Here is a 23,294-nt window from a genome sequence, read left to right as displayed (position 1 = left end):
CCGGAGAGTCGCGGGGGTGGTGCTGCGCCGACACGGCACCACCCCCGCTCCCAAGCCCCGTTGAGGAGCGTCAACGCCGCGAACGGCGTTGAACATCAGCTTCGATCTCCGTACGGCCGTTCGCGAGGGTTGCAGACGGTTGCAAGCCAGAGGATGCTCCCGACGCACTGGCTCCGCTCGGGAAGGACCGGTCATGAACGTGACTTCGACGATCGACCTCGCGAGGATCTCCGCCATGGACTGTGCTCAGGCCGCGCGACTGCTCGCGGGTGTCCGCCAGGCGTCGCTCGCGGGGCAGCGGCCGCGCATGCTGCCGCGTCCCGTGATCGAGGAGTCCTGGGAGCGCATGAAGCTCGTCGGGGTCGACCCCGACCACGACTTCCGCTCCCGGCTGCTCAGCGTCGAGGAGGTGGAGGAACGCAGGCGCGCGTCGCCGCTGACGGAGATCATGCCGATGCTGCGGGACGCGCTGGTCACGGTGGCGGACGCGGCGCACCACATCATGGTCGTCTGTGACGCGGACGGCCGGGTGCTGTGGCGCGAGGGCAACTCCCCGGTGCTGCGCAAGGCGGACTCGCTCGGCTTCGAACTGGGCGCGGACTGGAACGAGGGCGTCGTCGGCACCAACGGCGTAGGGACACCGCTCGTCGTCCGCCGTCCCGTGCAGGTGTTCTCCGCCGAGCACTTCGTGGAGACGCATCACGCGTGGACGTGCACGGGTGCGCCCATCACCGATCCCCGTGACGGCCGCCTCCTCGGCGTGGTCGACATCAGCGGTCCGCTGAACACGATGCACCCGGCGACGCTCGCCCTGGTCGACTCGGTGGCCAAGCTCGCCGAGGCCCGGCTTCGGGAGACCCACGTCGCGGCGCTCGACCGGCTGCGCTCAGTGGCGGCGCCGGTCCTCGCGCGCCTCGGCGGGCGCGCCGTGGCGGTGGACGTCCACGGGTGGACGGCGGCGGTCACCGGAATGCCGCCCACGGACCGACTGTCCCTGCCCAAGGCCATGACCGCGGGCCACATATGGCTGCCCTCGCTCGGCACCTGCGCGGTGGAGCCGCTGCCCGGCGGCTGGCTGCTGCGCGCCGAGGAGGAGCCGCAGCCGCTGGCCGCAACGCGCGTCATCCTGGACGTGAGCGGGCCGCGCCGCTGGGCGGTCACCGTCGAGGGCGGCGGGGCGGGCGGCTGGACGCGTGAACTGAGCCCGCGGCACGCGGAGTTGCTCTACCTCCTCGCCACCCATCGCAAGGGCCGCAGCGCTTCGGGCCTCGCCGAGGACATGTTCGGCGACCCGGCGCGCACGGTCACGGTCCGCGCGGAGATCTCCCGTATCCGGCGCTACCTGGGCTGCCTCCTGGCCCACCGCCCCTACCGCTTCCCCGAGGACGTGGACGTGAAGGTGATCCTCCCCGAGCACCCGGCGAACCTGCTCCCGCACTCGACGGCACCGGCGGTGCGGGAGGCACGCAGGGTGCCGGAGCCTTGAGTGCGGTCGTGCCCGCCTTGGCCACCACCCTGGCCCCATGATTCTCTGACCGGCATGAGCCTCACTGTCACCACCTGGTCGCTCGAGCAGACCGCTCCCACCGACCTGCTGCCCGCCGCCGCACCCGAGGGCGACGGCGTACGGATCGTCCGGGCCGAGATCCCCTCCCCGGAGTTCAGCCGCTTCCTCTACGCCTCCGTCGGCGGCGACATCCGCTGGACGGACCGGCTGTCCCTGTCCTACGCCCAGTGGCAGGAGGAGCTCGGCAGGCCGGGCGTCGAGACCTGGGTGGCGTACGAGAAGGGGACACCCGCGGGCTACGTGGAACTCGCGGCGCGGGAGGAGGGCGTCGTCGAGATCGTCTACTTCGGCCTCATCCCCGCCTTCCGTGGCCGCCGCATCGGCGGCCACCTGCTCTCGCACGCGGTGCGGCGCGCCTGGGACCTCGCGGACCGCTGGCCCGACCTCACCCCGACGAAGCGGGTGTGGCTGCACACGTGCTCCAAGGACGGCGCACACGCGATGGACAATTACCTGCGGCGCGGCTTCAAGCTCTTCGACACGAAGGTCGAGGAGGAGGCGGACGTGGCCTCGCCGGGGCCTTGGCCGGGCGCGTGAGGTTCCACCTCCCCCAAGCTTCCAGAGTGACCCACATCACGCGTCTCATCAGATGGGACAACAACGTCCATACTTCGGACAGTGGTGGACTGGGTCGAAAGTCCCGTGACACGCTTCCGTCATGGATCGCACTGGAATTGCCTTGGTGAGTCGGCGTCACGTCGATCTCTGCCGCATGTCCAGCGCCATGTGTCCGGCGAGCTGACAGCAACAGCGCCGACGACTCCCCCTGCTTGACCATCCCCTTGCGCACCGCCGCGCCCTCTGCGCGAAGTGCGCAGGTCAAAGTTGCCCTCAGCCCGCCTTGAAGGACGTATAGCCATGGCTGCCACCCCTGAAAAACCCACGACTGCCGCGCCCCGGCGCAAGGCGAGCCGTCACCGTGGTGAGGGCCAGTGGGCCGTAGGCCACTTCACGCCGCTCAACGGCAACGAACAGTTCAAGAAGGACGACGACGGTCTCAATGTGCGGACACGCATTGAGACGATCTACTCCAAGCGTGGGTTCGATTCCATCGACCCGAACGATCTTCGTGGGCGTATGCGCTGGTGGGGGCTCTACACCCAGCGCCGGCAGGGCATCGACGGCGGCAAGACCGCGATCCTGGAGCCGGAGGAGCTCGACGACGAGTACTTCATGCTGCGGGTCCGGATCGACGGCGGGCGCCTCACCACCGAGCAGCTGCGGGTCATCGGCGAGATCTCGCAGGAGTTCGCGCGCGGGACCGCCGACCTCACCGACCGGCAGAACGTGCAGTACCACTGGATTCGCATCGAGGACGTTCCCGCCATCTGGGAGCGGCTCGAGGCGGTCGGCCTTTCGACGACCGAGGCTTGCGGTGACACGCCCCGCGTCATCCTCGGTTCGCCCGTCGCCGGTGTAGCCGAGAACGAGATCATCGACGGCTCGCCCGCCATCGATGAGATCCAGCGCCGCTTCATCGGCAGTCCCGAGTTCTCGAACCTGCCCCGTAAGTTCAAGACGGCCATCTCGGGGTCGCCGCAGCTCGATGTCGCGCATGAGATCAACGACGTCGCTTTTGTGGGTGTCAATCATCCTGAGCACGGGCCCGGCTTCGATCTCTGGGTCGGCGGCGGGCTCTCGACCAACCCCAAGCTGGGTGTGCGGCTCGGTGCCTGGGTGCCGATCGACGAGGTGCCCGAGGTGTGGACCGGCGTCATCGGCATCTTCCGTGACTACGGCTACCGGCGGCTGCGCAACCGCGCCCGGTTGAAGTTCCTCGTCGCCGACTGGGGTCCCGAGAAGTTCCGGCAGATCCTGGAGGACGAGTACCTCAAGCGCGGGCTCCTCGACGGGCCCGCGCCCGAGCAGCCCGCCGGCACCTGGCGCGACCACCTCGGTGTGCACAAGCAGAAGGACGGCCGCTTCTACGTCGGGTTCGCCCCGCGCGTCGGCCGCGTGGACGGCACGACGCTGACGAAGATCGCCGATGTGGCCGCCGCCCACGGCTCCGGCCGGCTGCGCACCACCGCCGAGCAGAAGATGATCGTGCTCGACGTGGAGGAGGCTCAGGTCGAGTCCCTCGTCGCCGGGCTCGAAGCCCTCGATCTGCGGGTCAGCCCCTCTCCCTTCCGGCGCGGCACCATGGCCTGCACCGGCATCGAGTTCTGCAAGCTGGCAATCGTCGAGACCAAAGCGCGCGGCTCTCAGCTCATCGACGAACTGGAGCGCCGCATCCCGGAGTTCGACCAGCCGATCACCATCAACATCAACGGCTGCCCGAACGCCTGCGCCCGCATCCAGGTCGCCGACATCGGCCTGAAGGGGCAGTTGGTCCTCGACGGCGACGGCAACCAGGTCGAGGGCTTCCAGGTGCACCTGGGCGGCGCGCTCGGCCTGGAGGCCGGGTTCGGCCGCAAGGTCCGTGGCCTGAAGGTCACTTCGGCCGAGCTGCCCGACTATGTGGAGCGGGTCCTCAAGCGCTTCGAGGAGGAGCGCGCGGACGACGAGCGCTTCGCCACCTGGGTGGCACGCGCCAGCGAGGAGGCACTCTCGTGAGCGAGCGTGCCGCCCCCTTCCACTGCCCCTACTGCGGTGACGAGGACCTGCGCCCGAACGAGACCGGTCACGGCGCCTGGGAATGCGCCGCATGCAATCGAGCCTTCCAGTTGAAGTTCCTCGGGCTGCTCGCCCAGGGAGTTCAGCGCGACAACGGTGGAGGGGAACAGATATGACGACCGCTCAGGAGCAGGAACAGCGCACGGACGACGAGTTGAAGGCTCTCGCCGAGCAGGCCGGGCGCGACCTGGAGGACGCCTCCGCCCTGGAGATCCTCCGGTGGGCCGTCGACACCTTCGGCGAGCGCTTCTGCGTGACCTCCTCCATGGAGGACGCCGTCGTCGCCCACCTCGCCTCGCGCGCCCGCCCCGGCGTGGACGTCGTGTTCCTCGACACCGGCTACCACTTCCCGGAGACCATCGGCACTCGTGACGCCGTCGCCGCCGTGATGGACGTCAACGTCATCACGCTCACGCCGAAGCAGACGGTCGCCGAGCAGGACGCCGAGTTCGGTGCGAAGCTGCACGACCGCAACCCCGACCTGTGCTGCGCCATGCGGAAGGTCAAGCCCCTTGAGGAGGGCCTGACTTCGTACTCCGCGTGGGCGACGGGTCTGCGCCGCGACGAGTCCCCCACCCGGGCGAACACCCCCGTCGTCGGCTGGGACGAGAAGCGCCGCAAGGTCAAGGTCTCGCCGATCGCCCGCTGGACGCAGGACGACGTGGACGCGTACGTCGACGAGCACGGCGTCCTCACCAACCCCCTCCTCATGGACGGCTACGGCTCCGTGGGCTGCGCGCCCTGCACCCGCCGCCTCCTGGAGGGCGAGGACGCCCGCGCCGGACGCTGGTCGGGCAACGCCAAGACCGAGTGCGGGATCCACTGATGCCAGAGCCGCGGACAGAGCCGCAGAATGAATCGGAGAAGCACGTGACCACCGGAGCCACCATCTGGCTCACCGGCCTGCCCAGCGCGGGCAAGACCACCATCGCCTACGAACTCGCGGGCAAGCTGGGCGAGGACGGCCACCGGGTCGAGGTGCTCGACGGCGACGAGATCCGCGAGTTCCTCTCGGCGGGCCTCGGCTTCAGCCGCGAGGACCGGCACACGAACGTGCAGCGCATCGGCTTCGTCGCCGAACTGCTCGCCCGTAACGGCGTGAAGGTCCTGGTGCCGGTGATCGCGCCCTTCGCGGACAGCCGCGAGGCCGTGCGCAAGCGCCACCAGACGGGCGGCACGCCCTACCTGGAGGTCCACGTGGCCACACCGGTGGAGGTCTGCTCCGTACGTGACGTGAAGGGTCTGTACGCCAAGCAGGCGGCCGGCGAGATCTCCGGGCTCACGGGGGTCGACGACCCGTACGAGGCACCCGAGTCACCCGATCTGCGCATCGAGTCCCAGGACCAGACCGTGCAGGAGTCCGCGGCGGCCGTGCGCGCGCTGCTCATCGAAAGGGGTCTGGCATGACGACCACCGTGGCCACAGTGACCGAGGAGACGGACAGCCCGTACGCGCTGTCCCACCTGGACGCCCTGGAGTCCGAGGCGGTGCACATCTTCCGCGAGGTGGCGGGCGAGTTCGAGCGGCCGGTGATCCTCTTCTCCGGCGGCAAGGACTCGATCGTCATGCTGCACCTCGCGTTGAAGGCGTTCGCCCCCGCGGCGATCCCTTTCTCGCTCCTTCACGTCGACACCGGGCACAACTTCCCCGAGGTTCTCGAGTACCGCGACCGCGTCGTCGCCGAGCACGGCCTGCGGCTGCACGTCGCCTCCGTGCAGGAGTACATCGACGCGGGCAAGCTGCGCGAGCGCCCGGACGGGACGCGCAACCCGCTCCAGACCGTGCCGCTCACGGAGAAGATCCAGAGCGAGAAGTTCGACGCGGTCTTCGGCGGCGGACGCCGTGACGAGGAGAAGGCCCGCGCCAAGGAGCGGGTGTTCTCGCTGCGGGACGAGTTCTCGCAGTGGGACCCGCGCCGCCAGCGCCCCGAGCTGTGGCAGCTCTACAACGGCCGCCACGCCCCGGGCGAGCACGTCCGCGTGTTCCCGCTGTCCAACTGGACCGAGCTGGACGTGTGGCAGTACATCGCCCGCGAGGGCATCGAGCTGCCGCAGATCTACTTCGCGCACGAGCGGGACGTGTTCCGCCGCTCGGGCATGTGGCTGACGGCCGGCGAGTGGGGCGGCCCCAAGGACGACGAGACGGTCGAGAAGCGGCTCGTGCGCTACCGCACCGTCGGCGACATGTCCTGCACCGGAGCCGTCGACTCCGACGCCACCACGCTGGACGCCGTCATCACCGAGATCGCCGCGTCCCGGCTGACCGAGCGCGGCGCCACCCGCGCCGACGACAAGATGTCCGAGGCCGCGATGGAAGACCGCAAGCGCGAGGGGTACTTCTAAACATGACCAGCACCACCGAACCAGACAAGGCGCAGCCGCTCTCCGCCGAGCATCTTTCGGCCACCACCCTGCTGCGCTTCGCCACCGCGGGCTCCGTCGACGACGGCAAGTCCACCCTCGTGGGCCGTCTTCTGCACGACTCCAAGTCGGTCCTCACCGACCAGCTGGAGGCCGTGGAGCGCGTGTCCCTCGGCCGTGGCCAGGAGGCGCCCGACCTGGCGCTGCTCACCGACGGCCTGCGGGCCGAGCGCGAGCAGGGCATCACCATCGACGTCGCCTACCGCTACTTCGCGACCCCGCAGCGCCGGTTCATCCTCGCCGACACCCCCGGGCACGTGCAGTACACCCGGAACATGGTCACCGGCGCCTCGACGGCCGACCTCGCGGTGGTCCTCGTCGACGCCCGCAACGGCGTCATCGAGCAGACCCGCAGGCACGCCGCCGTCGCCGCGCTGCTGCGCGTCCCGCACGTGGTGCTCGCCGTGAACAAGATGGACCTCGTCGACTTCGAGGAGACCGTCTTCGCGAAGATCGCCGAGGAATTCACCGCGTACGCCAGCGAGTTGGGCGTCCCGGAGATCACCGCCATCCCGATCTCGGCGCTCGCCGGTGACAATGTCGTCGAGCCGTCGTCCAACATGGACTGGTACGGCGGCCCCACCGTCCTCGAGCACCTGGAGACGGTCCCGGTCAGCCACGACCTGACCTCCTGCCACGCGCGCCTGCCCGTCCAGTACGTGATCCGCCCGCAGACCGCGGAGCACCCCGACTACCGGGGCTACGCGGGACAGATCGCGGCGGGCACCTTCCGGGTCGGCGAGTCCGTGACCGTGCTTCCCTCGGGCAAGACGTCGAAGATCGCGGGCATCGACCTCCTCGGCACGCCGGTGGACGTCGCGTGGACGCCGCAGTCCGTGACGCTGCTCCTGGAGAGCGACATCGACATCGCGCGCGGCGACCTGATCGTGCCGAGCGGTGACCAGCCGGGGACCTCGCAGGACCTCACGGCGACGGTCTGCCACGTCGCGGACACCGCGCTGACCGTCGGCCAGCGGGTACTGCTCAAGCACACCACCCGCACGGTCAAGGCGATCGTCAAGGAGATCCCCTCGCGGCTCACCCTGGACGACCTCTCCCAGCACCCGGAGCCGGGGCAGCTGGTCGCCAACGACATCGGCCGCGTCGTGATCCGCACCGCCGAGCCGATCGCCGTCGACTCGTACGCCGCCTCGCGCCGCACCGGTTCGTTCCTCTTGATCGACCCGGCCGACGGCACCACGCTCGCGGCCGGCATGGCGGGTGACGCGTTCGCCGAAACCGTCGAGACGGTCGAAGAGGCCAAGAAGGCGGCGGACGACGAGGGCTGGGACTTCTGACCATGACCACGATCGACTATTTCTCGACCTTCGCGAAGGAGGGCGGCCGCGTCGGCAGCGGCGCCCTCGGCGCGGGGCAGGGCGGAGTCGGGCGATGTGCGCAGTGACGTACGCGCACCGCTTGCGCGCCCACACCCCCCGCGAGTTCCACCTGCGAAGACGAAAACCCGCCGATCTCCCGGCCACGCCCTGAGGGCGTAGGGACCGGGCCGACGAGAGGACCACCTCCCGTGTCTGCCAGCTTCCGCACTCCACGCACCACCGGGGGCCGACGTGCCCTGGCCGCCGTCGCCGCTCTGCCGTTGCTCGCCGTGGTGCTCACTTCCTGCGGGTACGGGTCCTCCGCTGACGACAAGGACGACAAGGCCGAGGTGGCCGCGGGTGCGAAGAAGATCGAGGGCCTCGACGAGGTGAAGATCGGGTACTTCCCGAACCTCACGCACGCCACCGCCCTCGTCGGTGATCAGGAGGGCCTGTTCCAGAAGGAACTGGGCGCGACGAAGGCCAAGTACACGCAGTTCAACGCGGGCCCGTCGGAGATCGAGGCACTGAACTCGAAGTCGATCGACATCGGCTGGATCGGCCCGTCGCCCGCCATCAACGGCTACACCAAGGCCCAGGGCAAGAACCTGCGCATCATCGGCGGCTCGGCGTCCGGTGGCGTGAAGCTGGTGGTCAACCCGGACAAGATCAAGTCCCTGGACGACGTCAAGGGCAAGAAGATCGCGACGCCTCAGCTCGGCAACACCCAGGATGTGGCCTTCCTCAACTGGATCAAGGAAAAGGGCTGGAAGGTCGACGCGGAGAGCGGCAAGGGCGACGTCTCGGTGGTCCGCACCGACAACAAGATCACCCCTGACGCCTACAGGTCCGGCTCCATCGACGGCGCCTGGGTGCCCGAGCCGACCGCGTCGAAGCTGGTCGCCGAGGGCGGCAAGGCGATCCTCGACGAGGCCGACCTGTGGCCGGACAAGAAGTTCGTGATCACGAACATCATCGTGTCGCAGGAGTTCCTCAAGGAGCACCCGAAGGTCGTCGAGGCCGTCCTGCGCGGTTCGGTGAAGACCAACCAGTGGATCAAGGACAACCCCGACAAGGCGAAGGCCTCCGCGAACGCCGCCCTCAAGGAGGCGTCCGGCAAGGAGCTGCCCGCCGAGGTCATCGACCCGGCGTGGAAGTCCATCCAGACCACGGACGACCCGCTGGCCTCGACGCTGGACTCCGAGGCCGAGCACGCGGTCAAGGCGGGTCTCCTCGACAAGCCGAACCTCAAGGGCATCTACGACCTGAGGCCGCTGAACAAGGTCCTCAAGGGCGAGGGCAAGTCCGCTGTCGACGACGCCGGCCTCGGCGTCAAGTAACCCCGGAATCAGACCAGTTCCCAGGAGGTGACGACCATGGCGACCACGACCCTCGCCAAGGCGGCGGACGAGATCACGGCCGCCCCGCACGCAGCCCGGATCGAGCATGTCTCGAAGTCCTTCAGCACGCCCGCCGGGCAGCAGCTCGTCCTGGACGACATCACGCTCGATGTCGCTCCGGGCGAGTTCGTCACCCTCCTGGGAGCCTCGGGCTGCGGCAAGTCGACGCTGCTCAATCTGGTGGCAGGACTCGACAAGCCGTCGGCGGGTGACATCGCCACCGACGGCCGCCCGGCCCTGATGTTCCAGGAGCACGCGCTGTTCCCGTGGCTGACCGCGGGCAAGAACATCGAGCTCGCCCTGAAGCTGCGCGGCGTCGCGAAGGCCGAGCGGCGCGAGCGGGCCGAGGAGCTCCTGGGGCTCGTACGGCTGCAAGGGGCGTACGGCAAGCGGGTGCACGAGCTGTCCGGCGGCATGCGCCAGCGGGTGGCGCTTGCCCGCGCGCTCGCGCAGGACGCCAAGATCCTGCTGATGGACGAGCCGTTCGCGGCGCTCGACGCGATCACGCGTGACGTCCTGCACGACGAGCTGACCCGCATCTGGCGCGAGACGAACGTCTCCGTCCTCTTCGTCACGCACAACGTGCGCGAGGCCGTCCGCCTCGCCGAGCGCGTCGTGCTCCTCTCGTCGCGTCCCGGCCGGGTGGCGCACGAGTGGCGTGTCGACATCCCCCACCCGCGCCGCATCGAGGACTCCGCCGTCGCGGAACTGTCCGTCGAGATCACCGAACAACTGCGTGGGGAGATCCGCCGACATGGCCAGCACTGACACTCCGGTCGACAAGACCGAGAGGGACAGCAGTCAGGACCTGGCAGGTCTGGAGGCGGGCCTGGACGCGCTTGACGCGGTCCAGACCCGGCGCGTCCCCTTCCGCCAGACCTTCGTCCAGAAGATCCTGCCGCCGGTCACCGCCATCGTGCTGGTGCTCGTGGTGTGGCAGGTCCTGGTGTGGGCGAAGGTCACCGACTCCTACAAGCTGCCCGCGCCCTCCGCCGTCTGGGACGAGGTCGAGGAAGCCTGGCTGCAGGGCACGCTCCTGGAGTACATCTGGACGTCCGTTTCGCGGGGTCTGCTCGGCTTCCTGATGGCGCTCGCCATCGGTACGCCGCTCGGTCTGATCGTGGCCCGGGTGCGGTTCGTCAGGGCCGCGATCGGCCCCATCCTTTCTGGTCTGCAGTCGCTGCCTTCGGTGGCATGGGTGCCGCCGGCCGTGATCTGGCTGGGTCTCAACGACCAGATGATGTTCGCGGTGATCCTGCTCGGCGCGGTCCCCTCGATCGCCAACGGCCTGGTCGCGGGCGTCGACCAGGTGCCCCCGCTGTTCCTGCGGGCCGGCCGCACGCTGGGCGCGACGGGCCTGCGTCACACCTGGCACATCGTCATGCCCGCCGCGCTGCCCGGCTATCTGGCGGGCCTGAAGCAGGGCTGGGCGTTCTCCTGGCGCTCGCTGATGGCCGCGGAGATCATCGCGCAGTCACCCGACCTGGGCATGGGGCTCGGCCAGCTCCTAGAGGCGGGCCGCACGAACAGCAGCATGTCGCAGGTGTTCTTCGCGATCCTCCTCATCCTGATCGTCGGCATCGCCATCGACCTGCTGATCTTCAGCCCCCTTGAGCGGCGCGTGCTGCGCAGCCGCGGACTCCTCGTGAGGAGCTGACTCACCATGTACGGCCGTCCCACTCGCCCCGTCCTGTTCGTCGTCGCCCACGGCAGCCGCGACCCGCGGCATGCCGCGACGGTGCGCGCCCTGGTGCGCCGGGTGCGGGAACAGCGGCCGGGGCTGCGGGTGGAGACGGGCTTCCTGGACTTCAACTCGCCCTCGGTTCCCGAGGTCCTGGAGTCCCTGGACGCCGAGGGAGTACGCGACGTGATCGCGCTTCCCCTGCTCCTGACGCGGGCGTTCCACGCGAAGTCGGACATCCCGGCGGTCCTGAGCCAGGCACCGCCCCGCCTGCGCATCCGGCAGGCGGCGGTGCTCGGCCCCTCTCCCCTGCTCCTGACCGCTCTGGACCAGCGGTTGTACGAGGCGGGGCTCACCCCCGCCGACAAGTCCTCGACCGGGGTCGTGCTGGCCTCGGCGGGGTCATCGGACCCGGAGGCGATCGCAGTGATCGCTGAAATCGCGCGGGAGTGGCGGCACACCGGTTGGTGCGCCGTGCGGCCTGCGTTCGCCTCCGCATCTCTGCCCCGCACGGAGGACGCCGTGCGGGAACTACGCGCGCTCGGGGTGCGCAGGGTGGCGGTGGCTCCCTATGTCATCGCGCCCGGTTTCCTGCCCGACCGCATCGAGCGCGGCGCCGCCGAAGCCGACGTACTGGCCCAAGTCCTCGGCCCCTCGGCGGGGTTGGCACGGCTGCTCGTACGGCGTTACGACGAGGCATGTGCCGCAAACGGTGTGGTCGGGCGGGTGGCGCGGGTTCCCGTGCTGGCCTAGTTTGTGGGTTCATGACGCTCTCCAGATCCCGCACGCTCTGGCTGCGGACCGAGCCCCTGCACGCCGTGATCTACTTCGAGGAGCGCTGCCGGGACCTGGGCAGGGCGCTGGGCCTCAAGGGCTTCTGGATGGGATATTTCGCCGCCCGCACGGCTCCCATGGGCCCGGTCGAGTCGGGCCCTGCGACGGCCGCGCTCGGCGTTTTCGCCCCGGGCATGATCGAGCGGGCGCTGCCGTCCGCCTGGCAGTACGTGTCGCCGGGCCGGATAGTGGAGGAGCGCGCGGTCTACACGGCGCGGGCCCTGCGCGCGCTGGTCCCGGACATCGACGATCAGGCCATCGCGCTCTGTCCGCCGCTCGCCGCGATGGTCGAGGACGCCCCGTCGCTGGCCCGGCCGCTGTTCACGGCCAACCGTGCCGTCAGCGAGCGTGCCGACCCGGTGCAGCGGCTGTGGCAACTGGTCACGTGCGTACGGGAGTTCAGGGGCGACGCGCATGTCGCCGCGCTCGCCGACCATGGCCTCGACGCCTGCGAGGCGCTGGTGCTCGCCGCCGCCACGGGCCGTGTGGACCACGGCACCATCCGGCACGACCGGGGGTGGGAGGAGCAGGAGTGGGAGCAGGCGGTGGACCGGTTGCGCGGGCGCGGCCTGGTGGACGGCGACGGGCACATCACCGAACACGGCCGCACCGAGCGAGAGTTGATCGAGGACGCCACGGACCGCCTGTCGGCGCGGCTGCTCAGACCGCTGGCCGCACGCGACGCGGACACGCTCCTGGCGGCACTGGAACGGCCGGTGCGGCAGGTACTGGCGGCGGGGGTCCTCCCCTTCCCCAACCCGATCGGGCTGCCCCGGCCCACGAGTTAGTCAATCGGGTTGCTGAAGTAGCGCTCGTGCGCCTACCGTCACGCCGATGACCCCCGTACTCCGTTCCGAGCGCCTGAGTCTGTCCCCCTATGTCGCCGCCGATGAGGAACAGTTCGTCGCGCTCCTCCAGGATGAGGCCGTGGGCCGCTGGTTCGGGGACGGGATGCAGAGCGTGGAACAGACCCACGCGCTGTTCCGCCGGATCTTCGGCCTCATATACGCCGAGAACCAGTTCCCGGTGTGGGCGGTGCGGCACGAGGGGCGCTACATCGGCCACGCGGAGATAAAGCCGTCACCCGAGCCCTGGCTCGACGGCCACGAGATCGTCTACGGCCTCTTCCGGGGCAGCTGGGGCATGGGCCTGGGGACGGAGCTTGCCCGACTGCTCACCGCGTACGGCCATCAGACGCTGGCCCTGAGCGAGGTGCACGCGACGGTGGACGCGGAAAACATCGCCTCCCTCACCGTCCTCAAGCGCCTCGGCTTCACCCAGGGCCGCTCGGTCGCGGAGGACAACGGCCGCACCACGCTCCTGATGACCTCGGTGCTCAGCTGACCCGCTCCTGCCGCTCCTCCGCGCGGGCCACAAGCCCCAGGAGTTCGCTCACCGGCATCGATCCCGCCGCGCGCCGCTCCCGCGCGAACGCGTTGGCCACCGCCTGGAGGGCGTCGTTCACCGGCGTCGGCACTCCGTGCAGGCGGCCGAGGAGGGCGATCTCGCCGTTGAGGTAGTCCGCCTCGATGGTGCCCGTGCCCCGGCTCAGGCTCTGCCAGGACGAACCGCCGCCGCGTTCCGAGCCGTCGAAGGGCTCGAAGCGGATGCGGTCGCCGCGGGCCTCCTTCTGCTCCTGCTCGCCGACCGCCTCGATGCCGGCGGCGGCGAGCACCGCCTCGCCCTCCGCGCGGGCCCTGCGGTAGAGGGCGATGGCTTCGTTGCCGGAGAGCACGCCCGTGACGGCCTCGACGGCGTTGGCCAGGTTCGCGAGCAGCTTGCCGTACTTCCAGCGCATCACGTCCGCCACGACGGGCGCGAGCAGCTTCGACTCCTCCAGGTCGGCGGAGATGAGCCGGGCGGTGTCGTCCGTGCCGTGCGGGTAGCGGCCGATGTGCAGCATGCCCGTGTAAGGGGCACCTGCCGCCGATACCGAGCCCGGCTCGACGTGGGTCGCGGGCAGCCATACGCACATCCCGTACACCCGCCGGAAGCGGCGCAGCGCGATGCGCTCGCTCTCCACGCCGTTCTGCGCGCAGACCAGCGGAAGGAGCTCACCCGCCGTCCCGCCGCCCGCCACCGGGCGTCCGCCCCAGCTGTCCAGCGCGGCAGCGCAGTCCTGTGTCTTCACGGCGAGGAACAGCACGTCGTCCGCCCGCAACTCACCAAGCTCTGAGGGCTCTTGGACGACGGGGAGCCGGTGTGTCAGCTCCCCGTCGGGCGTCCTGACCCGGAGGCCGCCCTCCCGCACCGCCTCGCAATGCGCACCTCGCGCGACGAGGACCACGTCGTGTCCGCTCTCGGCGAGGCGTCCGCCCACCGTGCCGCCGATCGCCCCTGCTCCGATGATGATGTAGCGCATGGAGCCGAGCCTCGCACATCGCGCCGGGAAGATCAGGCGTCCGGCGGCCTCAGGCTCCGGGCGGTCCGTCCGCGCCGAACGGCGTCCCCTGGTGGAACCAGAGCAGCCACTCGCCGTCGCACCGCCGCCACAGCGAACTGCGGTGCGCCAGGCGGCCGTTGCTCTCGGTGTCGAAGGTGAGGTGCACGAGGTCGTCGGCGAGCTGGACGCCGCGCATCCGGGAGGTCATGATCGGGCGGCCCGTTTTGTTCGTGCTCTCGGTCAGGGCCTTGATGATCGACGCACGGTCCCAGTGCGTGCCGGAGGTGCCGAACTCGGTGAACTCCGGGTGCAGAAGCTGCCCGAGCAGCTCGGGCGACGCGCGCACCTCGGGGGCGAGCAGGCGCAGTTCGGCCTCGATGGCCGCGTCGACGGCGGGGGTGCGGTCAGCCACGGTCCAACTCCTGGGTCAGCTCGACCAGTTTGGTGACGGTGTTCCAGTTGCGGCTGGTGGCGATGACGCCCTTGAACAGTGCGGGGCGCGAGAGGACCTCGCCGAGCTTGGAGCGGCCGAGGCCGTCCGGCGCGTAGAGGTAGAGCGCGCGGTCACCGAGCCGGAACTCCTCGGGCAGGAACGCCCTCTGGTCGATCGATGCGAGCCGGGTCGCGTCGACCGGCTCGGAGAAGTACGTGACGTGCAGCTGCTTGCCTTCGAGTGAGGCGGCGGGGAAGGGGCAGGCATCGGCGACCGCCTTCAGGTAGGCGCCGTCGCGCACCAGGACGCTCACGTCGAAGCCGAAGTGCCCTTGGATGGCCTCGCCCACCCGCGCGGCCAGTGCGTCCTCGTCGGTGTCCGCGCTGGTGAAGACCGCGTTGCCGCTCTGCAGATGGGTGCGCACGTCCCCGAACCCGAGACCGGAGAGCAGCGGACGCAACTCCCCCATCGGCACCTTCTTGTTGCCGCCCACATTGATGCCGCGCAGGAGCGCCGCGTATGCCTTGACCGTCATCCGCACACCATAAGACGGCCGTCGCACCCCGTGGGGGTGGGCGCGACGGCCGTCGGTCCTGTGGGTGTTGCCAGGCGGAGTGTTACTCGACGACCTTGAGCAGCTTGTTCGGCGTGCCCTCGCTCGGGTTCGAGATCTTGTCCGCGGTCGCGCCGTCGGTCAGCGCCTTGGCGACGGCGTCCGGCTTGGCGTCCGGGTGGGCCGCGACGTAGACGGCGGCGGCGCCCACGACGTGCGGGGTCGCCATCGACGTACCGGAGATGGTGTTGGTGGCGTTGTCGTCCGTGTTCCAGGCGGACGTGATGTCCGAGCCCGGGGCGTAGATGTCCACGACCGAGCCGAAGTTGGAGAAGTCCGACTGCTCGTCGTCCTTGGTGGAGGAGGCGACCGTGATGGCCTCCTTCACGCGGGACGGGGAGCCCTGACCGGCGTCCGAGGACTCGTTGCCGGCCGCGACCGCGAAGGTGACGCCGGAGGCGATCGCCTTCTGGACCGCCGCGTCGAGCGCTTCGTCGGCGCCGCCGCCCAGGCTCATGTTGGCGACCGAGGGGCCCTGGTGGTTCTTGGTGACCCAGTCGATGCCCGCGACGACCTGCTCGGTGGTGCCGGAGCCCTGGTCGTCGAGGACGCGGACCGCGACGATCTTCGCCTTCTTGGCGACACCGTGCGCGTCACCGGCGATGGTGCCCGCGACGTGCGTGCCGTGGCCGTTGCCGTCGTCCGCGTTGTCGTCGTTGTCGATGGCGTCGAAGCCGGACGTGGCGCGGCCGCCGAAGTCCTTGTGGCTGACGCGGACGCCGGTGTCGATGACGTACGCCGTGGCGCCCTCACCGGCCGCGTCCGGGTACGTGAACTTCTTGTCGCCCGCGGTGTCCGCCTGGTCGATGCGGTCCAGGCCCCACGACGGCGGGTTGTCCTGGGTGGCGTCGATGGAGAACTTCTTCGACTGGACGACCTTGCCGACGGCCGGGTCGGCGGCCAGGCGCTTGGCCTCGGTCTCGGTGAGGCTCTTCGCCGAGAAGCCGTTGATCGCGGACGAGTAGTTCCGCTTGAGCTCGCCGCCGTACTCCTCGGCCAGGTCCGTCTTGGCGCCCTTGTCGGCCTTCTCGTCGAGCATGACGATGTAGCTGCCGGAGACGGCGCCCTCGGCGTTCGCTCCGTACACCTTGCCCTCGGCGGGGGTTGCCGCACCGGCGAACGAGGTGGCGAAGACGGTGACGCCGACCGCGGTGGCCGCCGTGGCTATCGCCGCGACGAGCTTCACCGAGCGGACACGCTTGTGAGTTGCCATGAAGAGGGGTCTCCTCGTGGTGATGTGGGGGGATGTGGGGGGTTTCAAAAACTCGCTGCAACGGTCCCCGAGATCCGGAAGATCTCCGGGCGTTGGGACGAAACCCTGTCTGATTGACGCGCGCAGATCAATACCTACATACACCTGTGACTTGTTCAACAAGGTTCTGTAATAACAAAACGGGCCCCCGTCGGCAGAACGGACACCGCGTGGCCAGATCCCTCAAGTCGTCATAGATGTAAGGGGCTTGTGACGGCCGGAGTCCTTCTTGACGAGGAGGCCTCCCGGTCCCAAGGGAGGAGATCGCGCCGGCCCGGTTCGTCGGCCGGCAGGACGAGCACTCCCCACACCCCGCCCTAGCTTCGAGCCATGGCGAATCAGAACACGCGAGTACGGGGGATAGCCGCTCGGGCCGGCGGATGGAGTGCCAGGCACCGATGGGCGGCCGTGGGCATCTGGGTGCTCTTCGTCGTCGTGTCGATGGCGCTCGGCTCAGCCGTGGGCCGGACCGACGTCGACCAGAACGATCTCAAGGGTGAGATCAACCAGGCGACACAGATCGTGGACGACGCCGGAATCAGGGAGCCGGTCGGCGAGAGCGTCCTGATCCAGACCAAGGACAGCGGCGACAACGCCCTCAAGGCGACCGACCCGCGCTTCCGCGAGGCCGTCGACGACGTCATGAAGGCGGTCGAGGCCACCAGCGAGGTGACGGCGGTGACCTCGCCGTACAAGAGCGACTCGGTCTCCAAGGACGGCCGGAGCGCGCTGGTGCGCTTCGACATGCGCGGCGACGACAAGACGGCGGGCGACCGCGTCGGGCCCGTCCTGGACGCGGTCGGCAAGGTGGCGGACGCACACGAGCGCGACGGGCTGCGGATCGAGGAGATCGGCGGCGCGAGCATGCAGAAGACGTTCGACGACGCCTTCGGCGAGGACTTCCAGCAGGCCGAGTACTCGGCGGTGCCCGTCGCCTTCGGCATCCTGCTCATCGCGTTCGGCGCGCTTGTCGCCGCGCTGCTCCCGGTGGCCCTGGCCGTCACCGCGATCATGGCGACGATGGGCCTGATGGCCGTGGTGAGCCAGGTCCAGCCGATGAGCGAGACGGCGAACTCGGTGATGCTCCTGGTGGGCCTCGCCGTCGGCGTCGACTACTGCCTCTTCTATCTGCGGCGCGAACGCGAGGAACGCGCCAAGGGCCATGACGCGCAGACCGCGCTGAACATCGCGGCGGCCACCAGTGGCCGGGCCGTGGTCGTCTCGGGCATCACGGTGTGTGTGGCGATGGCGGGCATGCTGTTCACCGGCATCGGCGAGTTCGAGGCGATGGGCGTCGCCTCACTGATGGTGGTCGCGGTCGCCATGGTGGGTTCGGTGACGGTCCTGCCGGCGCTGCTCTCGCTCCTGGGCGAGCGGGTGGAGAAGGGCCGCGTGCCGTTCCTGCGCCGCCGGGAGCGGGCGGGCGGTGTGCCCAGCGAGAGCAAACTGTGGCGCGCGGTCGTCGGCCGGGTCCTGCGGCGCCCGGTGGTCTCGGTGGCGATCTCGGCGGGCGTCCTCGCCGCTGTCGCGCTGCCCGCGCTCGGCATGAAGACGCAGCAGCTCACCCTTGACCAGGAGTTCGGCGACTCGCTGCCGATCGTGGCGACGTACGAGCGGGTGAACGAGGCGTTCCCGGGCGGCTCGGAACCGGCCGAGGTCGTGGTGAAGGCCGATGACATCGACGCTGCTCCGGTACGGGCGGCGATCGCGGACTTCCGCAAGCAGGCGGTGAGTTCGGGGGCGTCCGGCGGGCCGGTCGAGGTGAAGGTGCACGAGCGGCAGAACGTCGCGTTCCTGACCGTGCCGCTGGTCGGCGGCTCGGACCAGACGAAGGCGGAGAAGAGTCTCGACCTGCTGCGGGACGAGGTGCGGCCCGCGACGCTCGGTGAGGTCGACGGGGTCGAGGCGCCGGTGACCGGGCAGGTGGCGGGCTCGAAGGACTTCAACGACCAGCTCTCCTCGTCGGTCCCGCCGGTCTTCGCGTTCGTGGTCGTCTTCGCCTTCGTGCTGATGCTGCTGTCGTTCCGTTCGCTGACGATCGCGGTCACGTCGATCGTCCTCAACCTGCTGTCGGTGGGGGCGGCCTACGGAATCCTGGTGATGGTCTTCCAGCACGGCTGGGGCGCGTCCCTGGTGGGCGCGGAGGGAGTGGGGGCGATCATCGCGTGGCTGCCGCTGTTCCTGTTCGTGATCCTGTTCGGTCTCTCGATGGACTACCACGTGTTCGTCGTCTCCCGGATCCGGGAGGCACGGCTTCAGGGGCGTACGACGAAGGATGCGATCAGCCATGGGGTGGTGACCACGGCGGGTGTCGTCACGAGCGCGGCCGTGATCATGGTCGCCGTCTTTGCGATCTTCGGGACGCTGTCCATGCAGTCCATGAAACAGATGGGCGTCGGCCTCGCGGCGGCGGTCCTGATCGACGCGACGGTCATCCGCGGGGTGCTGCTCCCGGCGGTGATGGCCCTGCTCGGGGAGCGGAACTGGTACCTGCCGCGGTGGCTGCGATGGATGCCGGACCTGACGCACGACGAGTCCCCTGCGGGGGAGGCGCCGGTCGCTCCGCGAGGGGAGCGGGTGCGGGCGTGACGTACGCCTGAAAACGCCGGCCGGGCTGGAAGCATCCAGCCCGGCCGGATGGTTTCAGTGATTCCTAGGCCGCAGCCATGAGCTTCCGCTCCTCGAACGAGTCGATCGTCCGCGTGAAGTCCCGCGTCGAGAGCAGCAGCTTGTAGATGATCGCCAGCTCGAAGACGAGGAGCAGGGCGCCGGAGACGATCGTCGCGGGCAGCACCACGTCGAACAGCGGGCCGATCATGAAGACGCCCATCTGGAACTCGATGCCGCTCACCAGGTGCGTACGGATGCGGTGCCGCAGCAGGAAGGAACGGGCCCGCAGGTACGCGGGGAACTTGCCGCGGAACTCCTGATGCAGGTCGATGACCTGCCGCTTGGTCGCGGGCGCCGGAGCCTCGGGCGCCTGCTGAATCCCCTGCTCCGACTGCGCCTTCTGCATGTCCTGCTCGATGTCCGCCTCGGGGTTCTCCCGCAGCAGGTCCTCCATGAACTCCAGCTCGGCCTCGTTCTCGGCCCGGCGGGCGGCCCTCATGCGGACCTTGATCTGCTTGCGCATGGTGTGCCGGATCTTGAAGATCTCGAGGCCGTTGATGTAGCGCAGGGTGTCGAGGGCGACCACGGCGACCGCGGCCCAGATGTAGAAGGCGTCCCCGGTGCGGTGGAACTGGCCGCCCATCAGGGCCACCGCGCACGCCATGACGCGGATGCGGTCGAAGACGAAGTCGAGCCACGCGCCGAACACCGAGCCGGTGCCGGTGAGGCGGGCGACCTTGCCGTCCATGCAGTCGAGGATGAAGCTGAAGTGGTAGACGATCGCACCGACGACGAGCCACTGCCAGTCACCCATGGCGAAGAACGCGGCCGAGACAAGGCCCAACAGGAACGCGCCCCAGGTGATCTGGTTGGGCGTGATTCTGGTCCGCATCGCCGTCCACCGCACGAGCGGCGTGGCGACCGGATCGACCAGGATCACGGTCCACCACGCGTCGCGCTTCTTCTGGGTGATGCGGCGCACCTCGTCGAGGGGCGGTATGTCTCGTCGCATGTGGGGTCAACTTCCTGGCGTTCGCGGAACGTTCACCTCACGCTAAGAAGGTATTGGTTCAAGGAACAAGAACCTACCCGTGCAACCTTTGGCCGGGGGTAACGGTCAACCTTTCAGGACGAGTCAATACCCATGCCAGAACCACCCTGCGTTACCTGAGCGTTATCGAGCGACAGGTATGTAACAGAAACACCCCACGAAGCAACGGAAACGCCTCACGGAGTGTCACACCCCGGCCGCCTTCGCGAGCTCCTCCTCGATCAGGTCCGCCGCCATCTTCGTGCCGCCCTCCCCCGCCATCGAGGCCCGCGCCTCAGCCAGCCGGCGCGCCACCTCCGGGTCGCCGACCAGGCCGAGCACGGCCTCCCGCAGCGTCCGCGCGTCGGCCTCCTCCATCGGTACATGCCGGGCCACCCCGAGGGCCTGGAGCATGTCCGCGTTGCCGAACTGGTCGACGGCCTGCGGCACCGCGACCATCGGAGTCCCGGTGGCGAGCCCCTCCTGGCTGCCGCCCGCGCCGGCGTGCGTGATGAAGGCGTCGGCCTGCTTGAGCACCGCGAGCTGCGGCACCCACGGGTGGACCTCCACGTTCGCGGGGATCTCCCCCAGCTCGCCCGCCTCGACGTGCTTGCCGACCTGGAGCACCACATGCCACCCGGGCAGATCCCCGAACGCCTCGATGCACGCGCGGTAGAAGGCGGGCTGCTTGGTGAACGACGAGCCGAGCGAGACGAGCAGCACCTTCTCCGCACCGGCGGGACGCCGCCAGTCACCCTGCGCGGAGCGATCCCCCTGGCAGGCGCCGACGAATGTGTGAATCGTCTCGTCGACGCGGTCGGCGTTCGGCTGCAACGCCTTGGGGATCAGGACGAGCGAGCGCGGCGGACGCCCGACGAAGGGGTCGCAGTGCTGGGTGATCCCGTTCTCCTCCAGCCAGGCGTGGAAGCGCGCGTAGTAGGCCTTGCCGCGCTCGGTCTCCTTCAGTTCCGCGTACATCGGCTCGGCGACCTCCTCCTCGTACCCCTCCCAGGCGACCAGGTTCGGCGAGAGCGAGATCTCGGGGACGCCCCACCGGCGGGCGAGCACGCGTGCGGGGTAGGAGGTGATGTCGTGCAGGACGAGGTCCGGTTCGTCACCTTCGTACGCCGCCGCCAGCTGCGGCAGCGTCTCGATCGCCTCGGTGAGGAACGGCTCGATGTTGTCGATCAGTTCGGTCCCCCAGGCCTCGGGGTCGTCGTCGGGGCCCGGCAGCGTCGTCTCGAAGAGGACGGGCTCGGCGCCGGTCTCGGCGACCTTCTCGGCGAAGAGGTGCGGGATCGCGTACGTGACGCGGTGGCCGCGGGCGACGAGCTCGCGGATCACTTCGAGGCTCGGGTTGACGTGCCCGTGCGCGGCGATCGAGAACATGGCGATGTGGGCACGCTGGCGTGAGGTCATGCACCGACCTTAAGCGAGACGAGACGTCTCGTGCAACCTCTCGGCCCGTTTTCTTCCCACGGCCTCCCGTGCCCTACTCGACGTCCGGACCGCTCCGCGACGCGGCGTCGTTGTAGCGCAGCAAGCACTCGGCGAACTTCTCCAGGTCGGGCGCGCTCCAGTCGGTCAGCCGCTCATGGAACGCGACCCGGCGCGCGTCGGTGACCTGCCCGAGCACCTCGATGCCCCGGTCCGTGAGGTGCAGCACGTGCACCCGGTGGTCGGTCGGGTCGAGCCGTCGCTCCACGAGGCCGGCCTTCTCGAGCGCGCCCACCTGCCTGCTGATCGTCGACTTGTCCAGCGTGTAGTGCGCCGCGAGGTCCGTGGCCCGGCATCCGCCCTGGTACTCCAGGTGACTCAGGAGCGTGTACGAGACGAGCGACAGCTCGGGGTGCATGCGCGCGGCGGACGCGCGGGCCCGCCGGGCGAACGCCGTCATCTCCCGCTGAATGATCTCGATGGACCCGTCCCTGTCGGCCACGATTTCTCCCTCTCCGCGAATGGTTGTACAGTACAACATCGAGATTGAGTGTATAAGCCAACTATTGCGAGAGGTCTCCCGATGACCGCCACCTCGGCGCCCGCCCACAAGGCATCAGCCGGCCCGGCAACCGCCTCCGGACCACTCCGCCACGTCCTGCTGCACCTGGTCACGCCCCTGCTGATGTGCCTCGGCATGGGCCTCGCCTACATGGGCGCGTTCGTCACGCCGGAGCCGCACGACCTGCCGATCGCCGTCGTCGGATCGGGCGAGCAGACGCAGGCCCTCGCGCAGACCGTCAAGGACAAGGCGGGTGACGCCCTCGACGTCCGGACCGTGGGCTCCCGCGCGCAGGCGGTCGACGAACTCAAGGCGATGGACATATCGGGGGCCTACGTCCCCGACGCCAGGACACCCGAGGTGATCGTCGCCACCGCGGGCTCCGACATGAGCGCCATGGCGGTCGAGAAGATCTTCACGCCCGTCGCGGCGGAGCGGGGCGTACCGCTGAAGGTCTCCGATGTGGCGCCGACGGTGGACGACGATCCCACGGGGCAGGGCCTGTTCTTCCTGCTCGTCGCGGTGAGCATCGGCTCGTACGCGTCGGTGGCGGCGCTGGGGGCCGCGGGCGCCGGGATGCGGATGCGGGCCAGGGCCGGGCTGGTCGTCGGTGTCTCGTTCGCCGTGAGCCTGATCGGCGCGGCGCTCGCCGGACCCGTCTTCCACCTGGCGCACCAGGGCCTGTGGGGCGTGTGGGCCATGGCGTGGCTGTACGCCGCCGGCATCCTCTTCATCGGCATCGGACTGCACACGTTCCTGAAGCGCTGGACGACGCTGGCGATGATGGTCCTCTTCGTGATGCTCAACTTCACGTCGTCCGGCGGCCTGTTCAGGCCGGAACTGCAGAACGGCTTCTTCGGCTCGCTGCACGCCTTCTGGAACGGCGCCGGATTCGTCGAGGGCATCCGCAGCCACCTCTACTTCGGCGGCCACGCACTCGGCGGGCACGTGTGGACACTGGCCGCGTGGCTGCTGCTCGGCCTGGTGATCACCGGCATCGCGGCGCTCTGGGAGCGGCGTGCGCGGGCAGCGGTGGACGCACCCGTGCCCGGCCGCGAGGCCGGGCACGGACAGCGGGAGCAGGAGGAGGAGATGGAGGAGTCGGTGGCCGTCTGACGGCGACGGCCACCGACTCCG

General features: G+C 69.6%; 24 protein-coding genes. 17 read left to right on the top strand and 7 right to left on the bottom strand.

What is annotated here, in order from left to right:
• Positions 1-193 precede the first annotated feature (193 nt).
• The 15 genes from ACZ5U5_RS30345 to ACZ5U5_RS30275 all read left to right on the top strand — a co-directional run bounded on the left by ACZ5U5_RS30345 (position 194) and on the right by ACZ5U5_RS30275 (position 13,181).
• Positions 194-1,486, top strand: coding sequence for a GAF domain-containing protein (locus ACZ5U5_RS30345; protein WP_469027873.1), 1,293 nt, complete (start codon positions 194-196; stop codon positions 1,484-1,486).
• Positions 1,487-1,540: 54 nt separating this feature from the next.
• Entirely contained in the window at positions 1,541-2,104 is a 564-nt protein-coding gene (locus ACZ5U5_RS30340) for a GNAT family N-acetyltransferase (RefSeq protein ID WP_469027870.1), read from the top strand.
• A gap of 121 nt (positions 2,105-2,225) precedes the next feature.
• Complete coding sequence (locus ACZ5U5_RS30335; RefSeq protein WP_323178717.1) at positions 2,226-2,309, top strand: putative leader peptide; 84 nt, start codon at positions 2,226-2,228, stop codon at positions 2,307-2,309.
• A gap of 116 nt (positions 2,310-2,425) precedes the next feature.
• Positions 2,426-4,123 (top strand): nitrite/sulfite reductase, encoded by a 1,698-nt coding sequence (locus ACZ5U5_RS30330; RefSeq protein ID WP_469027868.1) that lies wholly within the window; start codon positions 2,426-2,428, stop codon positions 4,121-4,123.
• Positions 4,120-4,299, top strand: coding sequence for a hypothetical protein (locus ACZ5U5_RS30325; RefSeq protein WP_363209761.1), 180 nt, complete (start codon positions 4,120-4,122; stop codon positions 4,297-4,299). The genes ACZ5U5_RS30330 and ACZ5U5_RS30325 overlap by 4 nt, the downstream gene beginning before the upstream one ends.
• On the top strand, positions 4,296-5,009 hold the full coding sequence (locus ACZ5U5_RS30320) for a phosphoadenylyl-sulfate reductase (protein WP_469027865.1): 714 nt from the start codon (positions 4,296-4,298) through the stop codon (positions 5,007-5,009). Before ACZ5U5_RS30325 ends, ACZ5U5_RS30320 begins: the two co-directional genes overlap by 4 nt.
• The gene (gene cysC, locus ACZ5U5_RS30315; RefSeq protein ID WP_469027863.1) at positions 5,009-5,590 is read left to right on the top strand and encodes an adenylyl-sulfate kinase; all 582 of its coding nucleotides are present in this window, start codon (positions 5,009-5,011) and stop codon (positions 5,588-5,590) included. Before ACZ5U5_RS30320 ends, cysC begins: the two co-directional genes overlap by 1 nt.
• Entirely contained in the window at positions 5,587-6,525 is a 939-nt protein-coding gene (gene cysD / locus ACZ5U5_RS30310) for a sulfate adenylyltransferase subunit CysD (RefSeq protein WP_451211536.1), read from the top strand. Before cysC ends, cysD begins: the two co-directional genes overlap by 4 nt.
• A 2-nt stretch (positions 6,526-6,527) precedes the next feature.
• Positions 6,528-7,901, top strand: a complete 1,374-nt coding sequence (locus ACZ5U5_RS30305) for a sulfate adenylyltransferase subunit 1 (RefSeq protein WP_469027859.1) — start codon at positions 6,528-6,530, stop codon at positions 7,899-7,901.
• Positions 7,902-8,131: 230 nt separating this feature from the next.
• On the top strand, positions 8,132-9,262 hold the full coding sequence (locus ACZ5U5_RS30300; RefSeq protein ID WP_469027857.1) for an ABC transporter substrate-binding protein: 1,131 nt from the start codon (positions 8,132-8,134) through the stop codon (positions 9,260-9,262).
• A 36-nt stretch (positions 9,263-9,298) separates the two neighbouring features.
• On the top strand, positions 9,299-10,090 hold the full coding sequence (locus tag ACZ5U5_RS30295; RefSeq protein WP_469027854.1) for an ABC transporter ATP-binding protein: 792 nt from the start codon (positions 9,299-9,301) through the stop codon (positions 10,088-10,090).
• A complete protein-coding gene (locus ACZ5U5_RS30290; RefSeq protein ID WP_363209768.1) occupies positions 10,077-10,979 on the top strand; it encodes an ABC transporter permease in 903 nt (300 codons plus the stop codon). The genes ACZ5U5_RS30295 and ACZ5U5_RS30290 overlap by 14 nt, the downstream gene beginning before the upstream one ends.
• A 6-nt stretch (positions 10,980-10,985) precedes the next feature.
• Positions 10,986-11,756, top strand: a complete 771-nt coding sequence (locus ACZ5U5_RS30285; protein ID WP_469027852.1) for a sirohydrochlorin chelatase — start codon at positions 10,986-10,988, stop codon at positions 11,754-11,756.
• Positions 11,757-11,767: 11 nt separating this feature from the next.
• Positions 11,768-12,625: an SCO6745 family protein gene (locus ACZ5U5_RS30280; protein WP_469027850.1), complete on the top strand. Its 858-nt coding sequence runs from the start codon at positions 11,768-11,770 to the stop codon at positions 12,623-12,625.
• A 46-nt stretch (positions 12,626-12,671) separates the two neighbouring features.
• Positions 12,672-13,181: a GNAT family N-acetyltransferase gene (locus tag ACZ5U5_RS30275; protein WP_469027848.1), complete on the top strand. Its 510-nt coding sequence runs from the start codon at positions 12,672-12,674 to the stop codon at positions 13,179-13,181.
• Here ACZ5U5_RS30275 and ACZ5U5_RS30270 read toward each other — a convergent pair.
• From ACZ5U5_RS30270 to ACZ5U5_RS30255, 4 genes are all read right to left on the bottom strand, one after another.
• On the bottom strand, positions 13,174-14,199 hold the full coding sequence (locus ACZ5U5_RS30270) for a ketopantoate reductase family protein (RefSeq protein ID WP_469027845.1): 1,026 nt from the start codon (positions 14,197-14,199) through the stop codon (positions 13,174-13,176). The genes ACZ5U5_RS30275 and ACZ5U5_RS30270 overlap by 8 nt on opposite strands.
• A gap of 49 nt (positions 14,200-14,248) precedes the next feature.
• The gene (locus ACZ5U5_RS30265) at positions 14,249-14,632 is read right to left on the bottom strand and encodes a nuclear transport factor 2 family protein (RefSeq protein ID WP_469027842.1); all 384 of its coding nucleotides are present in this window, start codon (positions 14,630-14,632) and stop codon (positions 14,249-14,251) included.
• Positions 14,625-15,188 carry a DUF1697 domain-containing protein gene (locus tag ACZ5U5_RS30260; protein ID WP_469027840.1) on the bottom strand — a complete coding sequence of 188 codons (564 nt, stop codon included), beginning with the start codon at positions 15,186-15,188 and terminating at the stop codon, positions 14,625-14,627. Before ACZ5U5_RS30260 ends, ACZ5U5_RS30265 begins: the two co-directional genes overlap by 8 nt.
• Positions 15,189-15,270: 82 nt before the next feature.
• Complete coding sequence (locus ACZ5U5_RS30255; protein ID WP_469027837.1) at positions 15,271-16,479, bottom strand: S8 family peptidase; 1,209 nt, start codon at positions 16,477-16,479, stop codon at positions 15,271-15,273.
• A 369-nt stretch (positions 16,480-16,848) separates the two neighbouring features.
• Here ACZ5U5_RS30255 and ACZ5U5_RS30250 point away from each other — a divergent pair, with 369 nt between their 5' ends.
• Entirely contained in the window at positions 16,849-19,107 is a 2,259-nt protein-coding gene (locus ACZ5U5_RS30250) for an MMPL family transporter (protein WP_469027835.1), read from the top strand.
• 64 nt (positions 19,108-19,171) lie between these two features.
• On the opposite strand, the gene ACZ5U5_RS30245 is transcribed toward ACZ5U5_RS30250, so the two are convergent.
• The 3 genes from ACZ5U5_RS30245 to ACZ5U5_RS30235 all read right to left on the bottom strand — a co-directional run bounded on the left by ACZ5U5_RS30245 (position 19,172) and on the right by ACZ5U5_RS30235 (position 22,097).
• Positions 19,172-20,140, bottom strand: a complete 969-nt coding sequence (locus ACZ5U5_RS30245) for a CDP-alcohol phosphatidyltransferase family protein (protein ID WP_469027832.1) — start codon at positions 20,138-20,140, stop codon at positions 19,172-19,174.
• A 225-nt stretch (positions 20,141-20,365) separates the two neighbouring features.
• The gene (mgt, locus tag ACZ5U5_RS30240; protein ID WP_469027829.1) at positions 20,366-21,577 is read right to left on the bottom strand and encodes a macrolide-inactivating glycosyltransferase; all 1,212 of its coding nucleotides are present in this window, start codon (positions 21,575-21,577) and stop codon (positions 20,366-20,368) included.
• 73 nt (positions 21,578-21,650) lie between these two features.
• Positions 21,651-22,097 carry a MarR family winged helix-turn-helix transcriptional regulator gene (locus tag ACZ5U5_RS30235; RefSeq protein ID WP_469027827.1) on the bottom strand — a complete coding sequence of 149 codons (447 nt, stop codon included), beginning with the start codon at positions 22,095-22,097 and terminating at the stop codon, positions 21,651-21,653.
• An 81-nt stretch (positions 22,098-22,178) separates the two neighbouring features.
• On the opposite strand from ACZ5U5_RS30235, the gene ACZ5U5_RS30230 reads away from it, so the two are divergent.
• Positions 22,179-23,273 carry an ABC-2 transporter permease gene (locus tag ACZ5U5_RS30230; protein ID WP_469027824.1) on the top strand — a complete coding sequence of 365 codons (1,095 nt, stop codon included), beginning with the start codon at positions 22,179-22,181 and terminating at the stop codon, positions 23,271-23,273.
• Positions 23,274-23,294: the final 21 nt, after the last annotated feature.

The sequence above is a fragment of the Streptomyces sp. NPDC033177 genome (assembly GCF_055577715.1).
This window is presented reverse-complemented; position numbering and strand designations above follow the sequence as displayed.